The organism is Paenibacillus sp. QJM3NY_38 (assembly GCF_056173265.1).
Window position 1 is genome coordinate 3,369,726 of sequence record NZ_CM149665.1, and the last position, 24,014, is coordinate 3,393,739.

The 24,014-nt window shown below is 48.2% G+C and carries 20 protein-coding genes and 1 other annotated feature; of the genes, 15 read left to right on the top strand and 5 right to left on the bottom strand.

The genetic code is table 11. From position 1 onward, the window contains the following. Positions 1–185 precede the first annotated feature (185 nt). From AC0VZ8_RS15680 to aac(2')-IIb, 10 genes are all read left to right on the top strand, one after another. Positions 186–968, top strand: a complete 783-nt coding sequence (locus AC0VZ8_RS15680) for an alpha/beta fold hydrolase (RefSeq protein WP_475487461.1) — start codon at positions 186–188, stop codon at positions 966–968. A 217-nt stretch (positions 969–1,185) separates the two neighbouring features. After that, positions 1,186–2,145, top strand: coding sequence for a helix-turn-helix domain-containing protein (locus AC0VZ8_RS15685; RefSeq protein WP_475487462.1), 960 nt, complete (start codon positions 1,186–1,188; stop codon positions 2,143–2,145). A 474-nt stretch (positions 2,146–2,619) separates the two neighbouring features. Beyond that, positions 2,620–3,030: a VOC family protein gene (locus AC0VZ8_RS15690; protein ID WP_475487463.1), complete on the top strand. Its 411-nt coding sequence runs from the start codon at positions 2,620–2,622 to the stop codon at positions 3,028–3,030. A 425-nt stretch (positions 3,031–3,455) separates the two neighbouring features. Then, entirely contained in the window at positions 3,456–4,691 is a 1,236-nt protein-coding gene (locus AC0VZ8_RS15695) for an RICIN domain-containing protein (RefSeq protein WP_475487464.1), read from the top strand. Positions 4,692–4,821: 130 nt separating this feature from the next. After that, on the top strand, positions 4,822–6,420 hold the full coding sequence (locus AC0VZ8_RS15700; protein WP_475487465.1) for an amidohydrolase: 1,599 nt from the start codon (positions 4,822–4,824) through the stop codon (positions 6,418–6,420). A gap of 328 nt (positions 6,421–6,748) precedes the next feature. Then, the gene (locus AC0VZ8_RS15705; protein ID WP_475487466.1) at positions 6,749–7,399 is read left to right on the top strand and encodes a phosphatase PAP2 family protein; all 651 of its coding nucleotides are present in this window, start codon (positions 6,749–6,751) and stop codon (positions 7,397–7,399) included. Between the two features lie 130 nt (positions 7,400–7,529). Further along, positions 7,530–8,597 (top strand): hypothetical protein, encoded by a 1,068-nt coding sequence (locus AC0VZ8_RS15710; protein ID WP_475487467.1) that lies wholly within the window; start codon positions 7,530–7,532, stop codon positions 8,595–8,597. A 111-nt stretch (positions 8,598–8,708) separates the two neighbouring features. Then, positions 8,709–8,973: a binding site (T-box leader), on the top strand. A gap of 198 nt (positions 8,974–9,171) precedes the next feature. Continuing rightward, on the top strand, positions 9,172–10,257 hold the full coding sequence (gene asd / locus AC0VZ8_RS15715) for an aspartate-semialdehyde dehydrogenase (RefSeq protein WP_475487468.1): 1,086 nt from the start codon (positions 9,172–9,174) through the stop codon (positions 10,255–10,257). A gap of 233 nt (positions 10,258–10,490) precedes the next feature. Further along, positions 10,491–11,867: a Na+/H+ antiporter NhaC gene (gene nhaC, locus AC0VZ8_RS15720; RefSeq protein ID WP_071224045.1), complete on the top strand. Its 1,377-nt coding sequence runs from the start codon at positions 10,491–10,493 to the stop codon at positions 11,865–11,867. A gap of 177 nt (positions 11,868–12,044) precedes the next feature. Beyond that, positions 12,045–12,767 (top strand): kasugamycin N-acetyltransferase AAC(2')-IIb, encoded by a 723-nt coding sequence (gene aac(2')-IIb, locus AC0VZ8_RS15725; RefSeq protein ID WP_475487469.1) that lies wholly within the window; start codon positions 12,045–12,047, stop codon positions 12,765–12,767. Between the two features lie 100 nt (positions 12,768–12,867). On the opposite strand, the gene AC0VZ8_RS15730 is transcribed toward aac(2')-IIb, so the two are convergent. The 3 genes from AC0VZ8_RS15730 to AC0VZ8_RS15740 form a co-directional block, all read right to left on the bottom strand. Continuing rightward, positions 12,868–13,077: a hypothetical protein gene (locus AC0VZ8_RS15730; RefSeq protein ID WP_071224377.1), complete on the bottom strand. Its 210-nt coding sequence runs from the start codon at positions 13,075–13,077 to the stop codon at positions 12,868–12,870. A gap of 82 nt (positions 13,078–13,159) precedes the next feature. After that, positions 13,160–14,029 carry a serine/threonine protein kinase gene (locus AC0VZ8_RS15735; RefSeq protein ID WP_475487470.1) on the bottom strand — a complete coding sequence of 290 codons (870 nt, stop codon included), beginning with the start codon at positions 14,027–14,029 and terminating at the stop codon, positions 13,160–13,162. A 110-nt stretch (positions 14,030–14,139) separates the two neighbouring features. Further along, positions 14,140–15,012 carry an AraC family transcriptional regulator gene (locus AC0VZ8_RS15740; RefSeq protein WP_071224041.1) on the bottom strand — a complete coding sequence of 291 codons (873 nt, stop codon included), beginning with the start codon at positions 15,010–15,012 and terminating at the stop codon, positions 14,140–14,142. A 140-nt stretch (positions 15,013–15,152) separates the two neighbouring features. Between AC0VZ8_RS15740 and AC0VZ8_RS15745 the strand changes: the two genes are divergently transcribed. Both AC0VZ8_RS15745 and AC0VZ8_RS15750 read left to right on the top strand, forming a co-directional pair. After that, positions 15,153–16,718: a HEAT repeat domain-containing protein gene (locus AC0VZ8_RS15745; RefSeq protein ID WP_475487471.1), complete on the top strand. Its 1,566-nt coding sequence runs from the start codon at positions 15,153–15,155 to the stop codon at positions 16,716–16,718. A 202-nt stretch (positions 16,719–16,920) separates the two neighbouring features. Next, complete coding sequence (locus AC0VZ8_RS15750; protein WP_475487472.1) at positions 16,921–19,005, top strand: DUF5054 domain-containing protein; 2,085 nt, start codon at positions 16,921–16,923, stop codon at positions 19,003–19,005. A gap of 81 nt (positions 19,006–19,086) precedes the next feature. On the opposite strand, the gene AC0VZ8_RS15755 is transcribed toward AC0VZ8_RS15750, so the two are convergent. Together AC0VZ8_RS15755 and AC0VZ8_RS15760 are read right to left on the bottom strand one after the other, a co-directional pair. After that, entirely contained in the window at positions 19,087–20,550 is a 1,464-nt protein-coding gene (locus tag AC0VZ8_RS15755; protein ID WP_475487473.1) for a 4-hydroxyphenylacetate 3-hydroxylase family protein, read from the bottom strand. A gap of 197 nt (positions 20,551–20,747) precedes the next feature. Beyond that, entirely contained in the window at positions 20,748–21,533 is a 786-nt protein-coding gene (locus tag AC0VZ8_RS15760; protein ID WP_475487474.1) for a M15 family metallopeptidase, read from the bottom strand. Positions 21,534–21,708: 175 nt separating this feature from the next. Here AC0VZ8_RS15760 and AC0VZ8_RS15765 point away from each other — a divergent pair, with 175 nt between their 5' ends. From AC0VZ8_RS15765 to AC0VZ8_RS15775, 3 genes are all read left to right on the top strand, one after another. Further along, a complete protein-coding gene (locus AC0VZ8_RS15765; RefSeq protein WP_475487475.1) occupies positions 21,709–22,272 on the top strand; it encodes an SMI1/KNR4 family protein in 564 nt (187 codons plus the stop codon). A 34-nt stretch (positions 22,273–22,306) separates the two neighbouring features. Beyond that, positions 22,307–23,281, top strand: a complete 975-nt coding sequence (locus AC0VZ8_RS15770) for a phosphotransferase enzyme family protein (RefSeq protein ID WP_475487476.1) — start codon at positions 22,307–22,309, stop codon at positions 23,279–23,281. 127 nt (positions 23,282–23,408) lie between these two features. After that, positions 23,409–24,005 carry a hypothetical protein gene (locus AC0VZ8_RS15775; RefSeq protein WP_475487477.1) on the top strand — a complete coding sequence of 199 codons (597 nt, stop codon included), beginning with the start codon at positions 23,409–23,411 and terminating at the stop codon, positions 24,003–24,005. The last annotated feature ends 9 nt before the right edge of the window (positions 24,006–24,014 follow it).

A 24,014-nucleotide genomic window follows, 5' to 3' on the forward strand; every position in this document is an offset into this window, starting at 1 on the left:
CCCGAGAGGAAGTGTTGGCGTGAATGCCAGCACTTTTTTTGGTTATGGCATTGGTTTAAGCCATGCTTGCTGCATGCGTGTTACAAGGATGATACGGTCCAAAAGCAGCAATTCAGAAGAAATACAGCGTATTCCCAAAAGATATAATAAGCCTAACCTTACTTGGAAAGGATTGGAGTAAACTTATGAAAAAAGCCATATCAAAAGACGGCACTCGTTTGGCATATGATGTATATGGAAGCGGACCGGCGCTTGTATATATTACAGGGGCTACATGCTTTCGTTCCTTCGAGCCTGTATTGCATGATGCGCACGTATTTGCCCAGGCATTCACCGTTTACAATTATGACCGTAGAGGGCGCGGTGACAGTGGCAACACATTGCCATACTCGATGGAGCGAGAAATCGAGGACATTGAAGCCATCATTGAGGCAGCAGGTGGCTCCGCATGCCTGTACGGACATTCTTCCGGAGCGATCCTTGCCCTTGAAGCCGCTATGCGGCTGGGTGACAAAGTAAACAAGGCGGTCCTGTATGACCCGGCTTATGCACATGATGAGGCAGACCAATTGGAATTTAAAGGATTGATTCAAGGATTAAACCAGCTGCTTGAAGGCGGGAAGCATGACGAGGCCATAAGTCTCTTTTTAGAGGGAATCGGTATCCCTAAGGAAGTTATTTCCGGAATGCAGCATTCGCCACAGTGGGCCGTCATGACGGCACTCGCGCCTACGCTTGCCTATGATACGCTTCTAGCCAGCGACCTGCCGCCGATTGAAAGAGCGTCCCGTCTGAGCACGCCGATTAGTATCATTATTGGCGAACAAAGTCCTGTTTCCATGCTGGAGGTTGGAAAGCAGTTAAGCCGAGCTATTCCAAACGCCAAAAACACGATCCTAGAGGGCCAAGACCATATGCCGGATCCGGAATTGTTGCTGCCATTACTCTCAAGCTTTCTTCACAAGTAGTTGAAGTGGAGAAGAATAAAAGGCATTCCACCCGGAATGTCTTTTTTTAACAATTCGTCGGAATTAGCATTACTCTCGTCGTCAATCAAGAGAATGCTTTTGTGTATTCGTAGTAGCGAGATTGTTTTTTGATAAAAAAGTACAGTTCTTGCTGCATGGAATTTGGTATGATGACCTCATAGCCAATCCAAATTGATAGGGGGCAACACGACTTGAAATGCAGAGCGGTGAAATCGTTCAACGCGCCATTGATTATATCGAGGATCATCTGACGGAATCACTAACACTTGAGGAGATTGCCGGCGTGGCGGCCATGTCGCTGCCTAATTTATACCGTTTGTTTCATAGCCTGACGGGACACCCGATTAAGGAATACATACGTAAACGCAGAATCAACGAAGCCGCCAATTGCTTGCGGGATAGCGACTTGCCGACCATCGATATCGGGTACCGCTGCGGATTTGAGTCGTATCCGACATTCATTAAAACCTTCAAGAGACTCACGGGACAGACTCCAGGACAATATCGAAGATCTGAGGTAGTTTACAGCTTCGAACGGATGAATCTGAAAGAGCATGTAAGCTATTTGGAAGAGCGGGCCTTATCTGAACGATTTCCTGAAGTAAGGGTTATTCGTCTGAATCCTCAGCAAGGGATCGGCCATCTATTCGTTTCCGAGTATGAGGAGGGTATAGAGACCGCTGCGATCGATCATTTTCGCGAACGGTTGTCATCACACTGTATCGATCTCAATGGGCTGAGGCTCTTCGGTTGGAACGTGGACATGGAAGGTGAAACCAAGCCCTTCGGTTATCAACTGCTGGCTGTAGGCTCGATGGACCAAGCCGAGATGATGAAGCATTCGGAACTTAATTCCCTGACGCTTGAGGGCGGATTGTATGCAGTGGCCAGAACGCCATCGGTAGCGGAAGACAGTATTCAAAACACCTGGAACCGTTTGTTCTCCGAGTGGCTGCCCCGCAGTGTGTTTGAGCAAGGAAAGCATGAGTTCATTGAAGAATATGCGCTGAACCGAGATCAAATCGTTCGGATGAAGCTTTATCTTCCGGTGGAACGAAGTAAGCTGGTGAAACCTATCGAAATCGTGCAGCTGTCTTCGCTTAAGGTGATGCGTTTTCGAAGGACGGGGTGTAGACTGCGTCAAACAAGCGGATGAAGCCTGGTTATGCCGTAATGGATTGATGGAAGATTCGCGAATCCGCGTATTCATGCACTGTGACGGTGGACTGCTGGACGAATGCTCGGCTTATGAGGTTTATATAGCTCCTCCTGAGGATTTTCTTCCTTCCTGTGAAGAAGCAGATCTACGGAAGGTGGAATGTATGCCTGTCTGGAGTCAGGTGCCGCTGGCACGATGACAGGAGTACTTGAAAGAGTGGATCGATGGCTCGATATGTCAACCGAGTATAGGCCGGATCCGGGACGCTTTTGGTATGTGAGCTATTTGCCTAAAGAAGAGGCGGATCACGGGATTATCAGAGTGAAGTGTTATGTTCCTGTTCAAATCATGTCATGAGCATAAGAATGGAGGGAGTTCATGGGCCGATTACCTATAGAAAGAGTGCGGCCTGAAGGGTATCGTCCGTTTACGACGCCACGCGTGTTAAAAATGATACATGGGGGCAAAAATATGAGCGAACAAGTGCGTGATAATCACAACCATGCAGAGGTTAGTCCGATTAAGAACAAAGTGGGCAGCATATTCATCCCGGTGCGGGATATCGAAAGGTCGCGCAGCTGGTACTGCCGTGTACTCGGTATAGCGGAAGATGATTGCCAGGTGATGAATGGTCATTTATGCCCTTTGCCCATGGAAGGAACGGGCGTGATTCTGGATACCATGCCGAAGTGGGGAGGGGATCAGCCGGGGGGAGCCCCATCCATCGATACTCCAGCGTTCATGCTGCTGACAGAGGACCTGGAAGGATCGTTAGCTTACATGAAAAAGCTCGGAGTGGAACTCGTGACGGAAATTGAACATAATCAATGGTTTGTCGTAAAGGATCCCGATGGAAACAAACTTATGATATGTCGTGAATAGGTACGGACGACATCACCTTACGATTACATTAAAAGGGAATATCAAACTTAGAAACTTAGGGATGATCCATTTGCTGAAAAAAACATTGATGGTCGTAAAAGGTGAATATTGAGGAAACTCTAAGCCGGCGCTTGCAGCCGGCTTTTTTTGATAGATCTATTGAATGCAGATTATAAATGTAAAAAAATATAAATTAAGGTTGATAGTGGTATATAGTGAACTTATAATGGAAATGTAAGCGTATTATTTTACCTAATATCCTCGAACAACAAGTGGATTTACCATCATAGATTGGTTGCATGGCAAATCATAGAGAACGAGAAAGAGAGGTGACACGAAGCTTAGTAGACGGTTCGCTAGAAGAACAGCTATGAGGTGCACTAGTATCCATGAAGCCTTTAATTCGATCATAATTAGGAGGGAACATGATGCTAAGAAAAGGAATAAGTGTCGTTATACTGTTTAGTCTTCTGGTCGTTCTAATGCCTGTCAACAAGGCCAATGCCGCACCGAACTGGAATTTGGTATGGAGTGACGAGTTCAATGGGACCTCGCTCAACAGAGCCAATTGGACACCGGAAATCGGTACCGGCAGCGGCGGATGGGGAAACAATGAGCTGCAGTATTATACCGACCGGGCACAGAATGTTCAGGTAACTGGCGGTAACCTTGTCATTACAGCGCAGAAGGAATCCTACGGCGGGATGAATTACACTTCTGCCCGGATCAGAACCCAGGATTTGAAGAGCTTTACTTACGGGAAAGTAGAGGCGCGGATCAAGCTGCCATCGGGTCAAGGTCTTTGGCCGGCGTTCTGGATGCTGGGAAGCAATATCAGTTCGGTTGGCTGGCCGAAAAGCGGTGAAATTGACATTATGGAACGGGTAAACCATAACCCTTACGTGAATGGTACCGTACACTGGGATGCAGGAGGGCATGCCGAATATGGACGAGTATCCGGCAATTTGGATTTCTCCCAGTTCCATGTCTACAGCATAGAGTGGGATTCCAAATATATTCGTTGGTTTGTAGACGGTCAGCAGTTCAATGAATTCTATATTGAGAATGGAACCGGCAATACCGAGGAATTCCAGCGCCCGTTCTTTCTATTATTGAATCTGGCAGTCGGCGGAAATTGGCCTGGAAGTCCAAACAATTCCACGCCGTTCCCATCGCAGATGCTGGTGGATTATGTACGCGTGTATCAAGACAGTGGTACATCGAACGTGATCAGTGATGGGATTTACACGATCGCTTCCAAGGCGAGCGGCAAAGTGATGGATGTTGTGGACGTCTCCATGGCAAGCGGAGCCAAGATTCAGCAGTGGACCAACTACGTCGCCAATAATCAAAGATTCAGGGTAGAAAGCACCGGAGACGGGTACTACAAGCTCACAGCCGTGCACAGCGGAAAGGTTCTTGATGTGCCGAATTCGTCCACAGCCACCGGCGTTCAGCTGCAGCAATGGGACGATAATGGATCGAATGCGCAGCGATGGAGGATCGTTGATGTTGGCGGAGGGTATTACAAACTTGTGTCCAAAGTAAGCGGACTGGCAGTCGATGTAGCCAGTGCCTCCACAGCAGATGGGGCGGTTGTCCAGCAGTGGACGGATAATGGTACGGATGCGCAGAAATGGATGTTCACCAAAATTAACTAAACTTGGACAAGCAGCTCCGTGAGGGGCTGCTTGTTTGGTTATGAAGAAGATTGGCTTAGTCCTGTTCCAGCTGACGAGCTGCATGCCCGTTTGGTATAATGGATGGAAAAATCCGGAGGAATCAGGAAACATGCAACCAGTTCTTTTTACGAACGGAAATCTCTTTTTACCCCATAGCGCTTCAACAGCGGATTCGATATATGTGGAAGACGGAATCATTCGTGCTATTGGAAGCGCAGCAGACCTGCGACTTCAGCTGGCGGATCGGAGGTATCGAACAGTGGATTGGGATGGCGCCTTCGTTTTACCTGGCCTGGTCGATGCGCATATGCATCTCGGTATGCATGGACTGAAGCTTGGCATGCTTGACTTCACTGAGGCGACCTCTAAGGAAGAGATGCTGGCTATGCTTAGGGAAAGGGTCGCGGTTACGCAGCCTGGCGAGTGGATCATGGGGTTGAACTGGAATGAACATAACTTTCCAGACCATCAGATTCCGAGCATGCAGGAACTCGACGAAATTACAACGGAACATCCAGTCTATTTAACCAGGACCTGTTTCCATGCTTACCTGGGTAATTCGGAAGCGTTCCGAAGAGCGGGTGTTACATCAGACACGCCAGATCCGGAGTCCGGCGCTTTCGGCCGGGATGCCGATGGCCGGTTAAACGGCCGCATTTACGAGAATGCATCGATACCTTTTGCCATGGTGCAGCCGGAGCCTGATTCCGCCAGCCTGAAATTAGCGATGCTGGAGGCATGCCGTGATGCGCTGCGTTTAGGCCTTACGGCAGCTCATACGGAGGATCTCCGTTTGCTTGGAAGTGTGGAAGCAATGCAGCGGATTCATAGAGAGCTAAGAGAGGAGGGACTGCACTTTCGTACCCATCAGCTGATGTTTCATGGTTATCTTGATGAAATGAAAGAGCTGGGCCTTAAGCCGGGCAGCGGCAACGATTGGAACCGGATTGGGGCCGTCAAATTATTCGCGGACGGGGCGGTTGGCGGAAGAACGGCACTGCTGAAGGAACCTTACCATGATGCGCCTCATACAAGAGGGCTGGCTATGCATACTTTTGAGGAGCTAAGGGAGATTGTTGGCAGAGCGCGTCTTCTGGGCTTTCCCGTTGCTTTTCATGCGATTGGGGACGGAGCGGCAGCGTTGATGACGGATGTGCTTGAATTCTATCCATTAAGCCGGGATGCGAAACTTCCGGACCGATTTATCCATGCCCAAATTGTACACCCGGATACGGTGAAACGAATGAGTAAGCTGAATCTGGCCGTTGACCTGCAGCCCCGGTTTGTAGCCAGCGATTTCCCTTGGGTGCTGGAGCGTGTGGGCCCTGATCGGACAAGCTATCTGTATGCGTGGAAGAAGTGGCTGCGCTCCGGCCTGCCTTGTTCCGGAGGAAGCGATGCTCCCATAGAGCCGCTGAGTCCGCTGCTTGGGATTCATGCTGCAATGACGAGACGGAAGCCGGAAGAGAGACATGATGGATATCTGCCGGAGGAGAAGCTGAGCTTAACGGAAGCGATTGAATTGTTTACGCTCGGCGGCGCAAAGGCCGCGGGAGAATCAGGGCAGCGGGGAACGATAACAATAGGGAAATATGCCGATTTTACCGTTGTGGATCGTTGCTTGCATGATGCTATGGATCCGGATGAAATGCTGAAGACGAAGATCAGAATGACGATTGTGAACGGGGAAATCGGTTATACGCAGTAACTTATCCAATCGAGCAGTCCAGCAAAGGACTTGCTCGATTTGTATTTATGGATGTTTTTTAATGACACAAAGATGGGTTATCGACTTGAGCCTTACCTGACGACATGGTATATTGTGAAGTTGCCGGCAAAATCGTCGCACAACATGAGGGGATGATCTTAAACAAAACGTTAGTGGAGATTAGAGAACATGTGAGTTATCCGGATTAACATTCAAACCATTGGATATAACGGCTACATCGTTGATTCGTGTGAAAAACAGGAGGCGCAATTGCGTCGTTGTTTCATATATTTAAAGAGACTGAGGAGTCGAAGAAGGGAGGAAGCCAATGAACTTAAAATGGAAGACATATCTCCCGCTGTTATGGATCCTGGCCATTCCTGTGCTTAACATTTTTTATGGGATATTGAACCATGCACATACGCCGGTAAAAAGCTTAACGACGGATCTTGACTCTGCAATTCCGTTTGTACCGATATTCATTATACCGTATCTGGTATGGTACCCTTTTATCATTATTATGCTGTTTCTGTTCTGTGCCAGAGACCGAAATGTATATTATCGAACACTGCTGACCCAGTGTATTGGACTCATCGCGTGTTACATTATCTTTTTCTTGTTCCAGACGACGGTAGAGCGGCCGCCGCTTGTAGGCACAGGGGTTCTTGACCGGTTGGTAAATCTGGTGTACAGCACCGACAATCCGTACAACTGTTTCCCAAGCATCCATGTTCTAACCAGTTACTTGATGATAAAAGGGGCAGCAGCTAGTGCAGGCTTTACGAATAAAGATCGGGTGGCGGTGCATATCTTTGCTTGGTCGATCATTGTTTCCACGCTACTCGTGAAACAGCATGTCCTGCTGGACGTGGCGGGTGCCATCGCACTAGTTGAGATTCTGTGGTTTGGGGTAGGAAAATTATCTATAGGACACCGTGCTAAAAACCGGGGAGTTATCGTCCGCGGGGAGAATATGTAGGAGCAATGAAAGTCCGGATAGTACGATAGCCGTTTAACTTGCAAGCAAGCATTTGTACGAAATCGAACGATAAAAGCTGCGTTTATTAGGGAAAAATTCATATCATCATGTTACAGGAGAAGCCATACGAATGATGCGGAACACCGAAAAGCTCATCAGAGATTTCAAGAACAATCCCAGGATGGATGGAACGATTCTGGCTTCATACTGTCGGATCACCTCCCTGTATGGTGACCGGAATGACGCAGCCGCCTTATTCCGACTGTTTGCGGAGGAGCCTTCCGATTACAAGCGTTCCCTGCTGCTTGATCCGATTATGAGATGCGGAGATCAGGAGCTGGCAGAGGATATAGCGCGTGTTTGTTTTGATGGGAAGAAACTTAAGGAGAACATGCCTGGCGATATTTTGCATGTGCTCGGGTACCTGGACTATGACCGCATGATGGATTATATGGTGGCGTGCATAACCGCAAATGATTGGTATTTATCGAAAGCTGCCTGTATCGGCTTGATGCATCTCCCTTGCGAGCGTTATGGCGAGATATTCGCTGATGAGCTGGAGCGGGTTTACGGACAACCGCTTTTTCCCGAATTTCTCCCGGCTCTATGTTTCAAATTCACCGATGCCCGGATGGTTTCCCGTCTTATGGAGTGGGGGGAACAGGCCTCTACGGATTGCAATGCGGGATTGATCCTGGGCATCGCTGCATTTGGCCGATCGCAACAGGCGAAGGTCCGACGTATTTTGGTGGAACCGAAATGGGAGATGGATGCAACCGGAACCGGAAGCCACTGGTGGGGTTACATGTCCATGCAAATGTCCGAAGTGACGTTCAGTCAGCTTATTTCGGATATGTTGGATATCATGCCGCTGGATTTACATAAGGGTGAGACGTTAGAGGTAGAGACGTTGATCGTTCACGGCCTGCAGGTGCTGCATGATTTGATGGAAGTGAAGCTGAGTGATGATCTTCATCCCCTCCGTTTTGCTGCGACGAATAATGAGCGGTTCTCCGATCTTTACGCGCAGTTGTTCCAATGGAGCAACGAGTATGAAGATGATTCCATGATAGGCCGGATCCAACATGTTTTAGGATACGATCACCCGGTGGTGAATCAATACATAGTATTAAGAACGAGGATGGAAATGGCGATCCGCCGGGAAATGGAACTGGAGGAAGTGCGACTTCAGCCATAAAATGGTTCCGACAGGTGTGGATCGATGGAACAGCTCATGAATCAGCCGAGTTTTCCGAAAATTTTATAAATAAGGTTTACCGCCGAAATGGTTTTATATATAATAATCATAACAAATGCGATGAAGAGACGAGTAAATAAACGAATTCTTGTACAGAGAGCTCCGGCAGCTGAAAAGGGGCAAAGCGTTCTTTATTGAAAAAAGACTCAGAGCAGCACATGGAACCCTCATTGAGAGGTGGATGGTGTGCCAGGAGCTCCTGTTATAGAGCTAGAGTATCTGCATTACCGGGTAATGCCGTACTCGATGAGGCGAATATGGTGACATATTGGCAAATTTGGGGTGGTACCGCGAGTATAACAATCTCGTCCCTAAGACTTATGGTCTTGGGGGTGGGATTTTTTTGTTACATCAAAAGAAATATGATGGTTCAAGGTAGGATACCTACACGAATCTCGCCGGTTTGAATAGTTATCTAGAAGAAGCTCATTTACTGCATGCTTTTGTCCGTACGGTAGATCAAAGTCGATGTATGGGGAACATGACGCCACTATTGAAAGGATATGAGTAACGAATGTCTGAAAAACTTAAAGTCGGTATTGTCGGTGGAACGGGTATGGTCGGTCAACGTTTTATGCAACTGCTGGATGGGCATCCATGGTTCGAAGTCACTTCCATTTCTGCCAGCAAAAACTCAGCCGGCAAAACGTATGAAGAGTCAGTTCAGGGCCGCTGGAAGCTTGCCACGCCAATTCCCGAGAAGGTGAAGGGCATTATTGTGCAGGATGCTTCACAAGTGGAACAGGTAGCTGCAGAGGTTGATTTTGTATTTTGCGCGGTTGATATGAAGAAGAATGAGATACAGGCATTGGAAGAAGCTTATGCCAAAACGGGGACGCCCGTCATTTCCAACAATTCCGCCCATCGCTGGACGCCTGACGTTCCGATGGTCATTCCGGAAATTAATCCGGGTCATATTGACGTGATTGCCGCGCAGCGCAAACGTCTGGGAACGACAACCGGTTTCATTGCCGTGAAGCCAAATTGCTCCATTCAGAGTTATGTACCGGCGCTTCACGCTTTGCTTGATTACAAACCTACCCAGGTTGTTGCCTCCACCTATCAGGCAATTTCCGGTGCCGGTAAGAACTTCACCGATTGGCCGGATATGCTGGACAATGTGATACCGTACATCGGCGGGGAGGAAGAGAAGAGCGAGCAGGAGCCGCTGCGCATTTGGGGCAGCATCGTGAACGGTGAGATCGTGAAAGCCCAATCGCCATTGATTACGACGCAATGCATTCGCGTACCCGTAACCGATGGTCACTTAGCTACCGTATTTGCATCGTTCGAGAACAAGCCTTCGAAGGATGAAATCCTGGACCGCTGGCAGCAGTTTAAGGGAAGACCGCAAGAGCTGAATCTTCCAAGTGCGCCGAAGCAGTTCATTACGTATTTCGAGGAAGAGAATCGCCCGCAGACGAAGCTGGACCGTGACATCGAGCGCGGCATGGGTGTATCGGTGGGCAGATTGCGCGAGGATTCCCTCTACGATTATAAATTCGTAGGACTCTCGCATAATACGCTGCGCGGCGCGGCTGGCGGAGCTGTTCTGATCGCCGAACTGCTGAAAGCCGAAGGTTACATTCAAGCGAAATAATATCGATACTTCTTAAAGTAAAGGCGACTGCTCGGGTGCAGTCGCCTTTTTGTGGTCATTGTTCATGGTTCGTACATTGACGAAATTCGTGCTTATCGTATATAGTGTAATTCGCGCTTCAATGCAAAAAAGCAAAGAAGCCGAAAAGCATAAAAGCGAAAAAGTCGATCATTCATAATCAAACGGACGGGAAGGATCTCCCGCCACGACCAAGCATAAGGAGTCTTAGCACCATGGAACGACATCTCAGTTTCTCAAAAAGCATCATTCTTATTGTGTTTATACTGGCAGTACTGTTTGTCTCTATCTTTCTTCTTAAGGCAGAGCCACATATACCGCTTCTGGCAACAACCGTGGGTATCGCCTCCTTGCTGCGGTTGTTCGGGTTTTCCTGGAAACATCTGGAATCCGCAATCATTCAAGGCATTCAAACGGCGATTATGCCGATTCTCATCCTTTCGCTCATCGGCATTCTGATTGCGGTATGGATGATGAGCGGCACCGTCCCGACCATTTTATACTATGGAATGGATTATATTGAACCGCATTATTTTGCCGTGAGTGCGTTATACGTGACCATCGTGGTGTCAATGTTTACCGGAAGCTCCTTCACGACGGTCAGTACGGTTGGCGTTGCCTTCATGGGAATTGCTGTAACAACCGGGATTTCGCCGGCACTGGCAGCAGGAGCGGTGATCTGCGGAGCTTGCTTTGGGGATAAAATGTCGCCGCTGTCCGACACAACGAACTTTGCTCCGGCGGTCGCCGGCATATCCTTGTTCACCCACATTGGCAACATGATGTACACTACGGTGCCGGCCCTGATCGTGACAACGATCTTTTTCCTGCTGGCACCAACGGCGAATAGCCTGGATTTAACATCGATTATTCAAATCAAGGCTGCACTGAGCGACGGATTCCAAATTCATTGGCTAACACTGCTATCGCCGCTTGCGGTCATTGCCTGTTCCATCAAGCGGATTCCGATCCTCCCTACACTCATTGTCGGCATTGTTACCGGACTCATCGTAACGGCCTTCGTTCAGGAGCAGACGGCAGTCGATGTCTGGTTCAGCGTCATGCAGAGCGGTTACAAGAGTACAATCGCCAACGAAACCGTTGCTTCCATTGTCAACCGCGGCGGATTGCAATCGATGATGGGGTCCGTATCACTGATATTGATTGCGTTATCTTTGGGAGGGCTGCTTCAGCATTGCGGCGTCATTGAAGCCTTCTTCCGCAAAGTCATGCAGCCGCTGAAGCGGAAGAGCAGTATCGTTCTGATGACCGGGGCGTCCGCGATTGCAGTCAACGGCATGACGGGTGAGCAGTATTTATCGATCCTTTTGCCTGGTCAAATGTTCAAGGAGGAATATGTCCGCCGAGAACTTCCGGCGAAGACGTTGTCCCGTACATTGGAGGATTGCGGTACGCTTGTTAACCCACTGATTCCATGGGGGGTAAGCGGTGCTTTCTTCGCTGCTACGCTTGGAATTCCGGTCATTGAATATGCGCCGTATGCAACTTTCTTGTGGTTAAGCCCGCTCTTTACATTTGCCTATGCCTTGATACCGCGATTACAGCGGAACACGCTGGGCAGGAAGATCTAAGGATAACCGAATAAACATGGATCCTCAGTTTGACCTTGCTTCCCGGATAGGGGAGACAGGGTCTTTTTGATTAAAGCGATTTATACCCAGCCTGTTCTTCGATACAACTGATATGATGGAAAGTGGTGATGTGCAGCCTACATCGCGGATTCATTCTTACCGGGAGGGGATATTAGCATGAACCATAGGAAAGGTAAAAAGCCAACCGCTGCGGCACTGATGGAATTGCATGTTCGGGCGATGTTTACGCATGACGGGAATATGCAAATTCGCACCATCAACGAGCCTTGGCCGGGAGAGGAGCTTGCCCCGAGGTTTTTCATGGGTCGAACGATAGACGGCTCTTCGATCTGCAGGTTTCGTCATGATGTTCCCGAAGGAATTACCGGGCAATTGAGGGCTTTGGTTGAAGATGAGCCTATCGTTACTGAAGAGGTTCTGACGAGGCCTAAACATTTTGCAGCTTATATGAACCTCCTTCGCGCTGAGCACTATACGAGCGGACCTTGTTATCGGATACCTGATCAAACAACGCAGGCCAAACAGACGGTAAGGATCACACCGGGAAATATTCGCGAATATTCGCTCACCGGTTTTGAATGGCTGACCACGGAAATTGATTATGACCAGCCTTGTGTTGCGCTCATTCATGAGAATAGGGTGGTGTCGGTTTGCCGCAGCGTCCGGATTACTGAACGAGCTCACGAAGCTGGGCTTGAAACGTCAGAGGAATTTCGTGGAAGAGGTTATGCGGCTGCTGTTGTTGCCGGATGGGCCATAGAGGTGCAAAAAATGGGCGCGCTGGCGTTGTACAGTACTTTATGGGGAAATAGCTCTTCCCGGAGAGTAGCAAATAAATTAGGGTTGTCCTATTACGGAGTTAACTTCACGATCAGTTGACTTGCTGGGCAGCGTAAACACCTTACTGTATGAAGCCATAAAGAAATCCCTCAATAAAGTTGAGGGATGAAGTGAAGTACTCCATGATGATGTTAAATAATTAGCTCGAGCTGCCTCTTCTGTTCTTATAATAGCCATGACCTTGGTTGCCATGCCTGTGTTTGTAATCGGATGAGGAACCTTTACGACGCGAATAGCCATGACTGCTGCTGTATTTTCTTACATAATTCTTCGCGGAACTGCTGTAACGCTTACGGCCATGACTATGGGATGTAGAGTGGAGAAGCTTATTCATGATCTTTCTTAACATGCGAAAACATCCTCCTTTCTTGTTCGTCATCATTCCATATAATTTAATCGGATCGTAACATAAATGAAACCCCATAATCAAATTAAAGGCTGCCCTTCTTATCAGAGGGGCAGTCTCTTGCATTAGCGAGCGACTGCAGCTCGTGCATGAACTGCAAAGAACTTGAGTAAGGTTCACTCAATTGCATCAAGCGTTTAATCATGTTCTGCAGTCCAATCGAGAGATGAAGTTCTTCCTGCCAGCTTCGCTCCACGGCTGCGCCCCGGTTGTGATCCGGTTCGTAGGTAGAATAGAGCATGAACAGCATAAAGTGACCGATGTCCCGGAGATCCTCGCTTTCCTTCGATTCCTTATATTGAACAGAGGACGCCGAGCTGTCTGCTCTGAACTTTTTCCGTACAGGTACTGGGAGCGGAGGGGGCTCACCAATCCTTCTCGCGAGTCCAAAATCAATAAGTTGGATCCTGCCATCCTTAAACAGTACGTTCGGAATCCGCAGATCAAGATGAACATAGCCTTGGTCGTGTATGTATCGGACCAGCTTCAGAAGCTGCAGCGTGATCTCGATGCATTCGTCTTCTCCGTATTTCATGTCTTGTTCAAATATTAAATCTTCAAGCGTATCACCGTTCATATAAGACATGACCAGATAAGTATGGCGGTTGTCCGTGAAAAAATCCCGATATACCGGAATTTGCGGATGTTGGAGAGAACTTAGTATCGCTGCCTCACGGTTCAGCAATTCTTTGGCGTAATTGCCTTTGCTGGGTCTCGACTGTTTAACAGCGACCACGTTCCCGCTCTGTTGATCCTTGCATTTATAGATGATGCCGTAACTTCCTTCTCCAATCCTCTGTTGAACAGTGTAACGATTTCCCAGAACCGTATTTTCTTCAGCCGGGTAATCCCGCCAAGCGTTTATAAAGGAGCTAAAGTATGAGAATAAGCGCATATCGATTCCAATCTCTCCCTTGGGTCCGTTTGATCTTCCGGAGCAAGTGCTATTCCTATTTATCGTACATGATAAGTTTAACTAAAGATAGTTCAGCTAACTGCCGGGGCTCAGTCGAGATTCATTCGATCTTTCCGATATTCCAGCGGCGACAGGCCGTTTAGCTGACGGAACAGCTTCGAAAAATAATGGATGGAAGAGAAGCCGTGCTTCTCGGCAATGTCCGTAATGCTGATGTCCGTATTCCGCAGATCCTCCTTGGCCCGATTGATTCGGAACTGGTTAATGTATTGGATCGGCGGCAAGCCTGTCGATCTTTTGAACAATTCGAAAAAATAACCTCGGCTGATTCGAAGCTCATCGTAATACGATTCCAATGGCCGCAGCTTGCCGTGCAGGATATCCTGATCCATTCGCTCCAGAAGCTTGTTCATTCTGTGATCGGGAATCACCTCATCCTGCAATGCGAATTCAAGAAAATACTCGATGAATTGCAGGAACTGACTTTGTGTTTTTACGCTTCGCATATAGGTATGCTCATTCTCAAACTGGTTCCCGGTATAGAACTTTTCAAACAGATCGCTCCATACTTTGATCTTCTCAACCCTCATATATTCTGGAATGGCGTAAGGAAAGGCAGGTCCTACATAGGAAGGAATCAGTTGGGCAATGTCATAGCAGATCACGCTGGGGTGATCGGCCAAAGCCCGGCGGTCCACATAAGACCAATCAAAATAACAGCAGACATGTACCATGGGATCTTGGTTGTCCGCTATCCAATCATGCGGCTGTCCTGCCGGTATATACACCAGTGAACCCGGGTCGGTACGGTACGTGCGTCCACAAGTACGAACGATGCCCTTACCTTCGGTAATTAGATAAAGCGATGACGAATAGCAGTGCCGGTTGCTATTGCTTTGTCCCTTGGAAAAGGGGTACCTAGTGGCATACAGCACGTAGGGATGGAAGGCGGCAAAATCCACGTGTTTATTTCCACATCCTTTAGGTAATTTCGATATTTGCATGACGATTGTACAAAAGCCTGACGTTTATGTAAATACAGTCATTTAGCCTCTTGCTATACTAATTCTGAAATTAAAACATGCAGAGGAGGGGAAATAAGATGTCGGACAGTCAATATCTGTTGACGGATGAACAAATGGTGCATTTTATTACTAAGGGCTATGTGGTACTGCGCAACGAGTTGCCGGATCAGCTTCACGCTTCCGTCAGGGATAAATTGAATGTGGTATTGCATGAAGAAGGTAATCCCGGCAATAACATTCTGCCCCGTGTGCCCGAGATCCAGCAGTTCTTCGAAACGCCAGTCGTTAAGGGGGCTTTGACCAGTATACTCGGCCCGGATTACTATATGCACCCGCATCGGCACTGCCACTACAATCAGCCTGGAAATCCATTGCCGGGAGGGGGGCAGTGGCATAAAGACGGTTATTGGTCCAGCATGCGCAGCCACCGACCCTGGTGGGCGATGATTTTTTATTATATGCAGGATATCACCGAGGAAATGGGACCAACGGCCATCATGCAAGGTACTCCATATTACGAAAAGTTTATAGGCGATCAAGGCGAGACGCTGCTGCCGACCGGCAAAGCGGGAACGATGGTACTGGTGCATTTTGATTTATGGCACAAAGCTTCGCTGAACGTATCCGACATGGATCGATACATGTTAAAGTTTCAATTCGTCCGATTGCGCGCGCCCGAATCGCCAAGCTGGAATCATCAAGAGAAAGAAATGAATCTCACGAGCGGCGGAACACCTTACGTGCATATGAATCTATGGAGGGACATATGGAACTGGATGCGCGGCGAACCGGGTCAGGAGAACCTCTCGGCAGCAGGAGACGAAGCCCAGATCGAGCAATTGGTTAAAGAATTAAAATCCGAGGACGAGGTCATTCGCGCCAGGGCGGCGGATCAAGTTGGAATGTTAGGAGAGAAAGCCGCTTCCTTGGCTCCAGAACTGGGCCGAATGTTGAATGATAAGGAACCGGTAGCCTTGAATGCCGCTTATGCGCTTGGCAGATTGGGGTCCGCAGGGATTGATGAATTGATTCACCGCATTTCCGAAGGAACAACGCAAATCGCGCAGAGAGCGGCTTACGGGCTCCAAGGTGCCGGGGCGAAAGTCATTCCGGGACTGCTATCGTTGCTGGAACACGCCAATGAAAAGTGCAGAGCGCTCGCCGTATTCATACTCGGCATGATCGTACCGCCGTCGCATGAGGCGGTGTCTGAACTGAAAGCTTGCTTACGCGATCCGAGCGAATGGGTTCGGCGAAATGCAGTCGAAGCGATGGGCATGATCGGGAGTGATGCCGACGATGTGTGCCTGGCCTTGGCAAACGTATTGGAAGAGTCGCTTCTGCAAGAGGAAGACAGAGGAACTATTGGAATCGATGATACGGACATCAGCCAGCAGAGTTATATCATGAATAAACTCGGATATACTGCGGCTTTGTCACTGCTCCGTACCGCCAAGGCATCTGATGTTCCCATCGTGATCCATTCGCTTGAGCAAGCGCTGCACAGCAAGGATCGTTATGTAAGGGCGTATGCCTTCGAAACGCTTACCCATCTGCGGACCCCTGAAGCGGTTGATGTTTTGATTCGATATTATCGACCGGCCAGATGGTGTCCGGATACTACGAAGGCGAGCACTTTTTAATATCCGCTAAGGTCCGAAGCCTCTTGTTCCTAATGGGAATGGGAGGTTTTTTAGTATGTCTGGTCTTCAATCTGATTTACGATCAGGTGTCCTTATTTTGCAAAAGCAAGACCCTTTCATGCAAAGACTTGTTCGTTGCACTCTTGTAAAATGGGCTCAAAGTTCGTGGTTAGCCATTTATGGTGGAAAGGGGCAGTCAAGCATGACAGCATCAATCAAAAGAGTTCATGTCGTATTTAAGACCCATCTGGACATCGGGTTTACCGATTTGGGAAAGAACGTAATCGAGCGATATATGGAGCATTTCATCCCCCAGGCCTTGGAGCTGTCCGAGCAGCTGGCTAACGAAGAGGGGAATGCAAAATTCGTATGGACAACCGGCTCGTGGTTAATCCATGAATTTCTGCAAACGTCTTCTTCTGAGATGCGGGTGCGCATGGAAAAAGCCATTGAGGAGGGACGAATCGTTTGGCACGGACTGCCGTTTACGACGCATACGGAAATCATGGATGCCCGGCTATTTGAATTCGGAATGTCCCTTTCGGGCGACTTGGACCAAAAGTATGGAAAATCCACGATCGCCGCTAAAATGACGGATGTTCCGGGCCATACGCTTGCAATGGTCCCGCTGCTGGTTAAACACGGCATACAATATTTGCATTTGGGCGTTAATATGGTATCCAAGAATCCCAAGGTGCCGGAGATATTCGTATGGCGCGCTTCCGATGGCTCGGAGATCATCGTCCATTATGCGGATAGTTACGGTAAACCGTTTTACATGGAAGGGCTGGAAGATGCGTTGTATTTTGCCCATACCCATGATAACCATGGTCCATCCACGCTAGAGGAGATCCGTGCATTGTTTGAACAGTTGGAGCGGGATTATCCCGGGGCGGAAATCATGGCCTCGACACTTGATGCATTTGCCCAGCGACTGCGTACCGTCAAAGATCGATTGCCAGTCGTGAGTGAAGAAATTGGGGATTCGTGGATACACGGGATTGCCTCGGATCCTTGGAAAATCGCTCACTACCGTGAATTGCTAAGGCTTCGGGATCGCTGGCTCGAAACCGGTCAACTGGATAAGGACAGCGAGGCGTACGCTCGATTCTGCAACCGTCTGATGTTGATTCCCGAGCATACCTGGGGGCTGAACAATTCCGTCTATCTCGCCGATTTTGTTCATTATTCCGCCACGGATTTAGCCGCTGCAAGAGCACGGGATATCGTAGAAGACAATACATTGAGAAAATATGACTACCTATGCCAGCAGGCGAGTGATACCAGGTCGTACAGCCATTACGAGAGCTCTTGGCAGGAGCAGCGGGATTATCTTGAAGAGGCCGTTCAGTCGCTGCCGAAAGCGCTGGCAGCTGAAGCGAGAATGGAGCTGGATCGGATGAGTCAGCATGATACCGTCCAAGACTCGGAGCCGATGCAGTGCAAGCAGACGATTGAAACGAACGAGCATTACGAATTAGGGCAGTTTCAGGTAAGCTTCGCTGGAGACGGCTCGATCAACCGATTGATGGATCGATCCGGGAAGGAATGGGCGAACGAGCATCAGAGGCTTGGCACTTATAGGTATGAAACCTTCAGCAAAGAAAACTACGACCGTTTCTTTAAGGAATACATGACCAATCTGGATATCCATCATGGCTGGGCGGACAACGATTTCGGCAAGCCGGGAATCGAGTATGTCAAACCGCGGCCGGAGCATCGGCAGTATACCGCCTCCTTGCGGACCCTGCATCTGGAGAGGTACGCCGATTATGATATCGTAACTGCCGAACTGAAGCTGCCTGAGAATCTCGGCAATCAGTATGGAGCTCCACGCATACTGAACGCGATCTATACGTTCCATGCGAATGAGCCCGTCATTGAGGTAAGTCTAAGCTGGAGGGGCAAACCAGCCTGCCGTCTTCCGGAAGCAAGCTGGTTTTCGTTTGCGCCTCTTGTGGATAATCCTAACGCCTGGAAGATGGATAAGCTCGGACAACGCATATCTCCGTTATTCGTCGTAAAGGACGGCAACCGGAACATGCATGGAATCAACGCGGGCTTATATTATGAGGGGGCGGACGGAACGGCGGCCATTGAAACCTTGGACGCGCCGCTTGTTTGTCCGGGGGAGCCGCGGCTGCTGCAATTTGACAATACGTATGCTTCATTGACCGGAGGATTTCATTTCAATCTGCACAACAACGTATGGGGTACGAACTTCATGATGTGGTTCGAGGATGATATGAACTATCGGTTCAGATTGAGCCTGCACTCTCATTCGTGAGTCATCTGATCATGAAACAAACCGAAAGATGTGAGTTTATAACTCGCATCTTTTTTATTGTTGGATCATCCCCCGGTCAAGCTATGAAGAAGGTTTCTCTCGGGAAAGAAAATCGCTTATCCTGCTCCGAAGCTGCTCATGCTGTTCAAAATGGTTATACATCCGATAGGCAGCCGTCTGCGCATTTCCGAAGAAAAATCGTTCAAACTGGGTTTGGCGACCACCGAACGAGCTTGCGCCAAGCTCCCATGCAAGCCTGAACAATGCGATGCGATCCCGAGCATCCGTCGTTGCCCCTTTTAAATATTGATTAAGGTAGGGGCCTGACTCCGATCGAAAATCCAATTCGGAAGGGATCATAATCAGGCCGCTGGAGCCTAGCAGTTGAATCATCTCTACCATCTCGGGATAGAATTTGGGGAAGAGGATGCTGGATGCGATAAGAGGACTGGCAGCTGGTACGAGATATCCAAATTTATCATGGCTGGCGCCCTGTTCGGAGGCCAGTCTTAATGCCTTGAAGGTTTCCAGAAATGTAATCACTTTCGAAACATTCGAGACCATATGAGGCTCGAGTCCAATGTTCTGTTCATCCGCCAAGGATTCCAGCAAGCCGAGCATGAATTCGGTTTTTACGATAAAACGGACGGCCATTTGATGGGCGATATGCGTATGAAAGTGACTCTCACCGAATAAACGTCCGGCGTAAGTCTCGTCCCCGTAGTAAAATATTCGATCATGAGGGACCAGCACGCGGTCGAAGATAACGAGCGTATCCATCTCTTCGTATCTGGCGCTCAGGGGATAATCATAGGAAGAAGTGGCACCGTAGCTTTCACGGCATACAAAAGTCATCCCCGGTAAATCGTTGGGAACCGCAAATGCAAACGCAGAAGGATTTACATCCTGGGACATCGTTGGCGAAGGGGTCGGGAATACCAGCATTTCTTCGCAAGTAGCCCCTTGTGTGGCCATCAAGAAGGCTCCGCTTATAATCATTCCTTCATGATTCATCTCGACGACTTTAGCCGCGATAGCGTCTTCAGCAGCATCCTGCTGACCGGACATTTTACATGCATAGGGCTGGATGAAGGCGTGAGATAATGTAACATCGTGATCACGACAGTACTTATAATAGTTCCTGAGATTTTCCGCATATTTCGGATGATGTTCCTCCAGTATATCGGCAGCGGAATATAGGGACATGATTGCAGTGTTCATATAATCGGGAGAGCGGCCTAAAAAGCCGTGATGCCGCCTCGCCCATAACTCCATCATGATTCGGCGTTTCTGCAAATCCTCAGCATTCTTTGGCGGGAGAAAAGACAAGCCTACCCGTTCCCCCGTATCGGGTGAGGGGTAAGTCAATTGTTCGATATATCTTGCGTCACATTGCATATCGTATAGATCGGCCTGGGTTTGAATAAGACCTTGAAATGCAGGATGTTCGGATAAAGGTCCCTTGATAGGCTCACCTTTATACCAAATGTTGATATTTTGCCGGTCAATCCGTTCGATATACTGCTTTCCCGATTTAATAGGCACGTTGTTCACCCCATTTGCAAAAATCATAAGCTAACGAACCTGTCTACTGCTGTTAATGTACGTGCTTAGTCCACACGGAGTACATTGTCCGTCGGAACCAACGGAAAATATGCGGTTGTACCTCAGAATTTCAAGTCAGGAAGTGCACAAGAGAGTAAAAAAACGGACCCGTTACGGCCCGTTTCTTGATTTTTCGATTAATGGGATTGACCCAGATACTGCTCAAGCGTCAGGTTTTGTCTCGTGATTTCTCCTGCAATATAGACGCCCACGTAACGGACATGCCAGGGCTCATAAGAATAGCCGGTTAATTTCTCCTTGCCTTTTCCGTAACGAATGATAAATCCGTACTTCGGTGCATTAGCTTTCAGCCATTTGCCTTCTTTGGTATTTCCGAAGCTTTGCTCCAATGCATACCCTACGGAAGCACTGGATATATCCATGCTCAGCCCGGTCTGATGCTCGCTTTGTCCAGGACGAGCGCTTGTTTTATTAGCGACGGCTTCGCCCTTATTACGGGCGTTGCGTTCGAATATGGCCTTCTGGGTGGCATAGGATCGGTAGCCTGATACAGCTTTGAGATCGATTCCGTCTTTTTTGGCTGCCGCAAACAATTTTTCGAGCGCAGTTGCCGCTACTCGTTTCATCTGTTTCTTAGGACTGGGTCCCGAGAAGCTGAATGGAATGCGGGGTACAACCAAGTCTTGCGGAACATAACTCGATGGTAGATTTCTTTGCTTGTTGACGAGTACGACGGTGCTTGATAGATTGGTGACCATATTTAAACCATGAACCGTTTTTATAGTCCGGTTAGGAGCGTTGTTTTCCAAAAACGCAGTAAATGATAAGCTGGAAGAAGCTGCAGCGGCTGCTTCCGCCTTGCCGATGCCGGTGCTGCTTAGAAAACTGGATAAGGCTAGGCTTGTGACAACGGTACCGATGATGACTGTGGGTATGATGGATTTTCCGATTTTTTTGTGCATGTGAAGTCCCTCCTCGTTAGCTGTCTCTGAGTATATAAGAGAGTTATATCGGTAGAATATCTGACTTGTTTCTGAATTGTAAACAAAATAGAATAGATCGAATCTAATAATAACCCATAAATAGATTATAGTAATATGAAATCGTAACAAATTTCTACATAAGGAGACTTTTTAAATGGAAATACGCGATTATATTAAACAAGGGTTTGAGACCTATTACGCCAAATATAGTCAAGTTACGGAGGAGGGATTCTGCAGGTGGATGCGTCCCAACGTTCCTGCAGAGATGAAAGTCGTTGATACCGATGAGGAGTGGTCCATATGGAAATTGGTCCCTTCCGTTGTGGGTGAGGATCATATTGGAGCGATGGAAGAAGAGTATGGATTGACTTTTCCGGAATGGTATAAAGCATTCATCTCCACGTATCATCATTACTTTGACGTCATACCTGAACAGGCAGTTGACGAGCCGCTGGATAATGTCAGGAACATGTACAATCCCTTGTTGTGCCGGCTGGGATACCTTCCTTTTACATGGGACGAAGAGTACGGAAAGATATGGTGTATCGATCTAAGAGAGGACGCAGGCGAGGATTACGGAGCGATCTATGAGATCGAACATGAAATCTTGTTTGATCTGGATGAGGAACGAACGGACCAGGCCAAGCTTAAAGAATCGCTGGTATTTTTATATCCGGATTTCAAGGCGTATTTTGACCATACGTTCCTGGAAGGTTAAAACGTTTATCTTTATCTATAAGGAGAATCGTCACATGCGAAATGAACAGCTGCAGGAAATTTTGAATGAATACGATATCCGTGAGGCGGAGATTGCGTTTATTCGGCATAATGAAAATCGAACCTACAAGGTAAAAGGCCATGACGGAAGTACATATCTGCTGCGCATTCATCAACCGGTCAAAGACGGCATGGCAGGTCAGCAGCATACATACGAAGGTCTGATGGGTGAGCTGCAAATGCTGGAGCACTTGTCAACCCGAAATCATCTGCTTGTCCAAAGGCCTGTACGTAATCGGGAAGGTGAGCTGATCACGATCATCGAACACGAGGGGAAGCGTTGGAACAGCTCCGTGCTTACCTGGCTGGAAGGAAGAGACTTGCATAAGGATGACGTAAGCGACCCGGGATTGGTCGAGAAGCTGGGGGCCCGCATTGCAGAGCTGCACAAATTCTATAGCCTATACAAGCAGGAGGGCCTGGACAAGCGTCCGAGTCAGGGGATTGCCTACAATCAATATATGATCGAGGTTATACAGCAAGGATTAGCGAAAGATTTGTTTACTTCCTCCGATGTTTCCATTATTGAAGAAACGATATCGTTGGTTAATGCGCGCCTTGCGGACAGTGGTAACGTTGAAGCTTGGGGGCTTATCCATGGTGATTTAAGCTTGGGGAATATCATCATGACCTCGGATGGAGAACTGAGTTTTATCGATTTTGGTTTTTTCGGACCAGGGTACCATTACACGGATGTTGCCATGGGTGCCATGATGGTTCCTTCGGAGCTTCGGGATATTTTCCTGAAAGGGTATTATGGCCACGATCATACGGGAGAAGATAAGCTTGTTCTGTTAGAAGGTTTCATGCTGCTGGCCATTATCGGATACTATGTCTTTCAGATGGAGAATGAATCCGTGCATGCGTGGATGCGTGAACGAATGCCGAAGCTGTGCGCCGATTACTGTACGCCTTATTTGTCGGGTGAACGCATATTTTATTCCGTATAACTCGATGTCGGCTCAGACGTTATCCGTGAAAGATCATTATAAGCATTCAATCCCTTGGTCAGCACGTTAATCGGGTGATACCATATGAGATGAGATATACAACTTAAGGATTAGAGGTGAACACCGTATGGCGGAAAGCAAACTTCTGCAGCAACAAAAAGCTCTCCAGAATGAGGCTTCTGAAGTAGCAGATGAACTTCGACTTCATGAGTTATTAAGTCAAGCAGGCGAACCGGTGCGTGTCGGCAGCTCAGCCCTCGGGTTGATGGTATGGAGAGACCTGGACATGACGGTAAAATGTACTCGGCTGAATCAACAATTAATAGCACAAATCGCATCGGAACTTATGCTGCGTGCTGGTGTGCGGGAGCTGAAGTTCATCAATGATACCGGAGTTTACAATATGGATCCCGCTTATCCCGATGGGTTGTACATTGGCCTAAAGTATAAGTCTCAACAAGGGAAGGAGTGGAAGATGGACATATGGTTCGTGGATGAACCGGAGAGACAACCCGACTTAAAACATATCATAACGATGCCTGAGCTGCTGACTCAGGAACGCCGGGAAGCGATTTTGAATATCAAAAATAACTGGGCAAGCCATGCTGAATATAGCAAAACCGTGCGAAGCTTTGATATTTATACAGCGGTCCTGGAAGAAAACGTAAGCACGCCGGAGCAGTTTCAGGCCTGGTTGGACCAAAGATCCATGAATATAGAATAAAGTCTATGA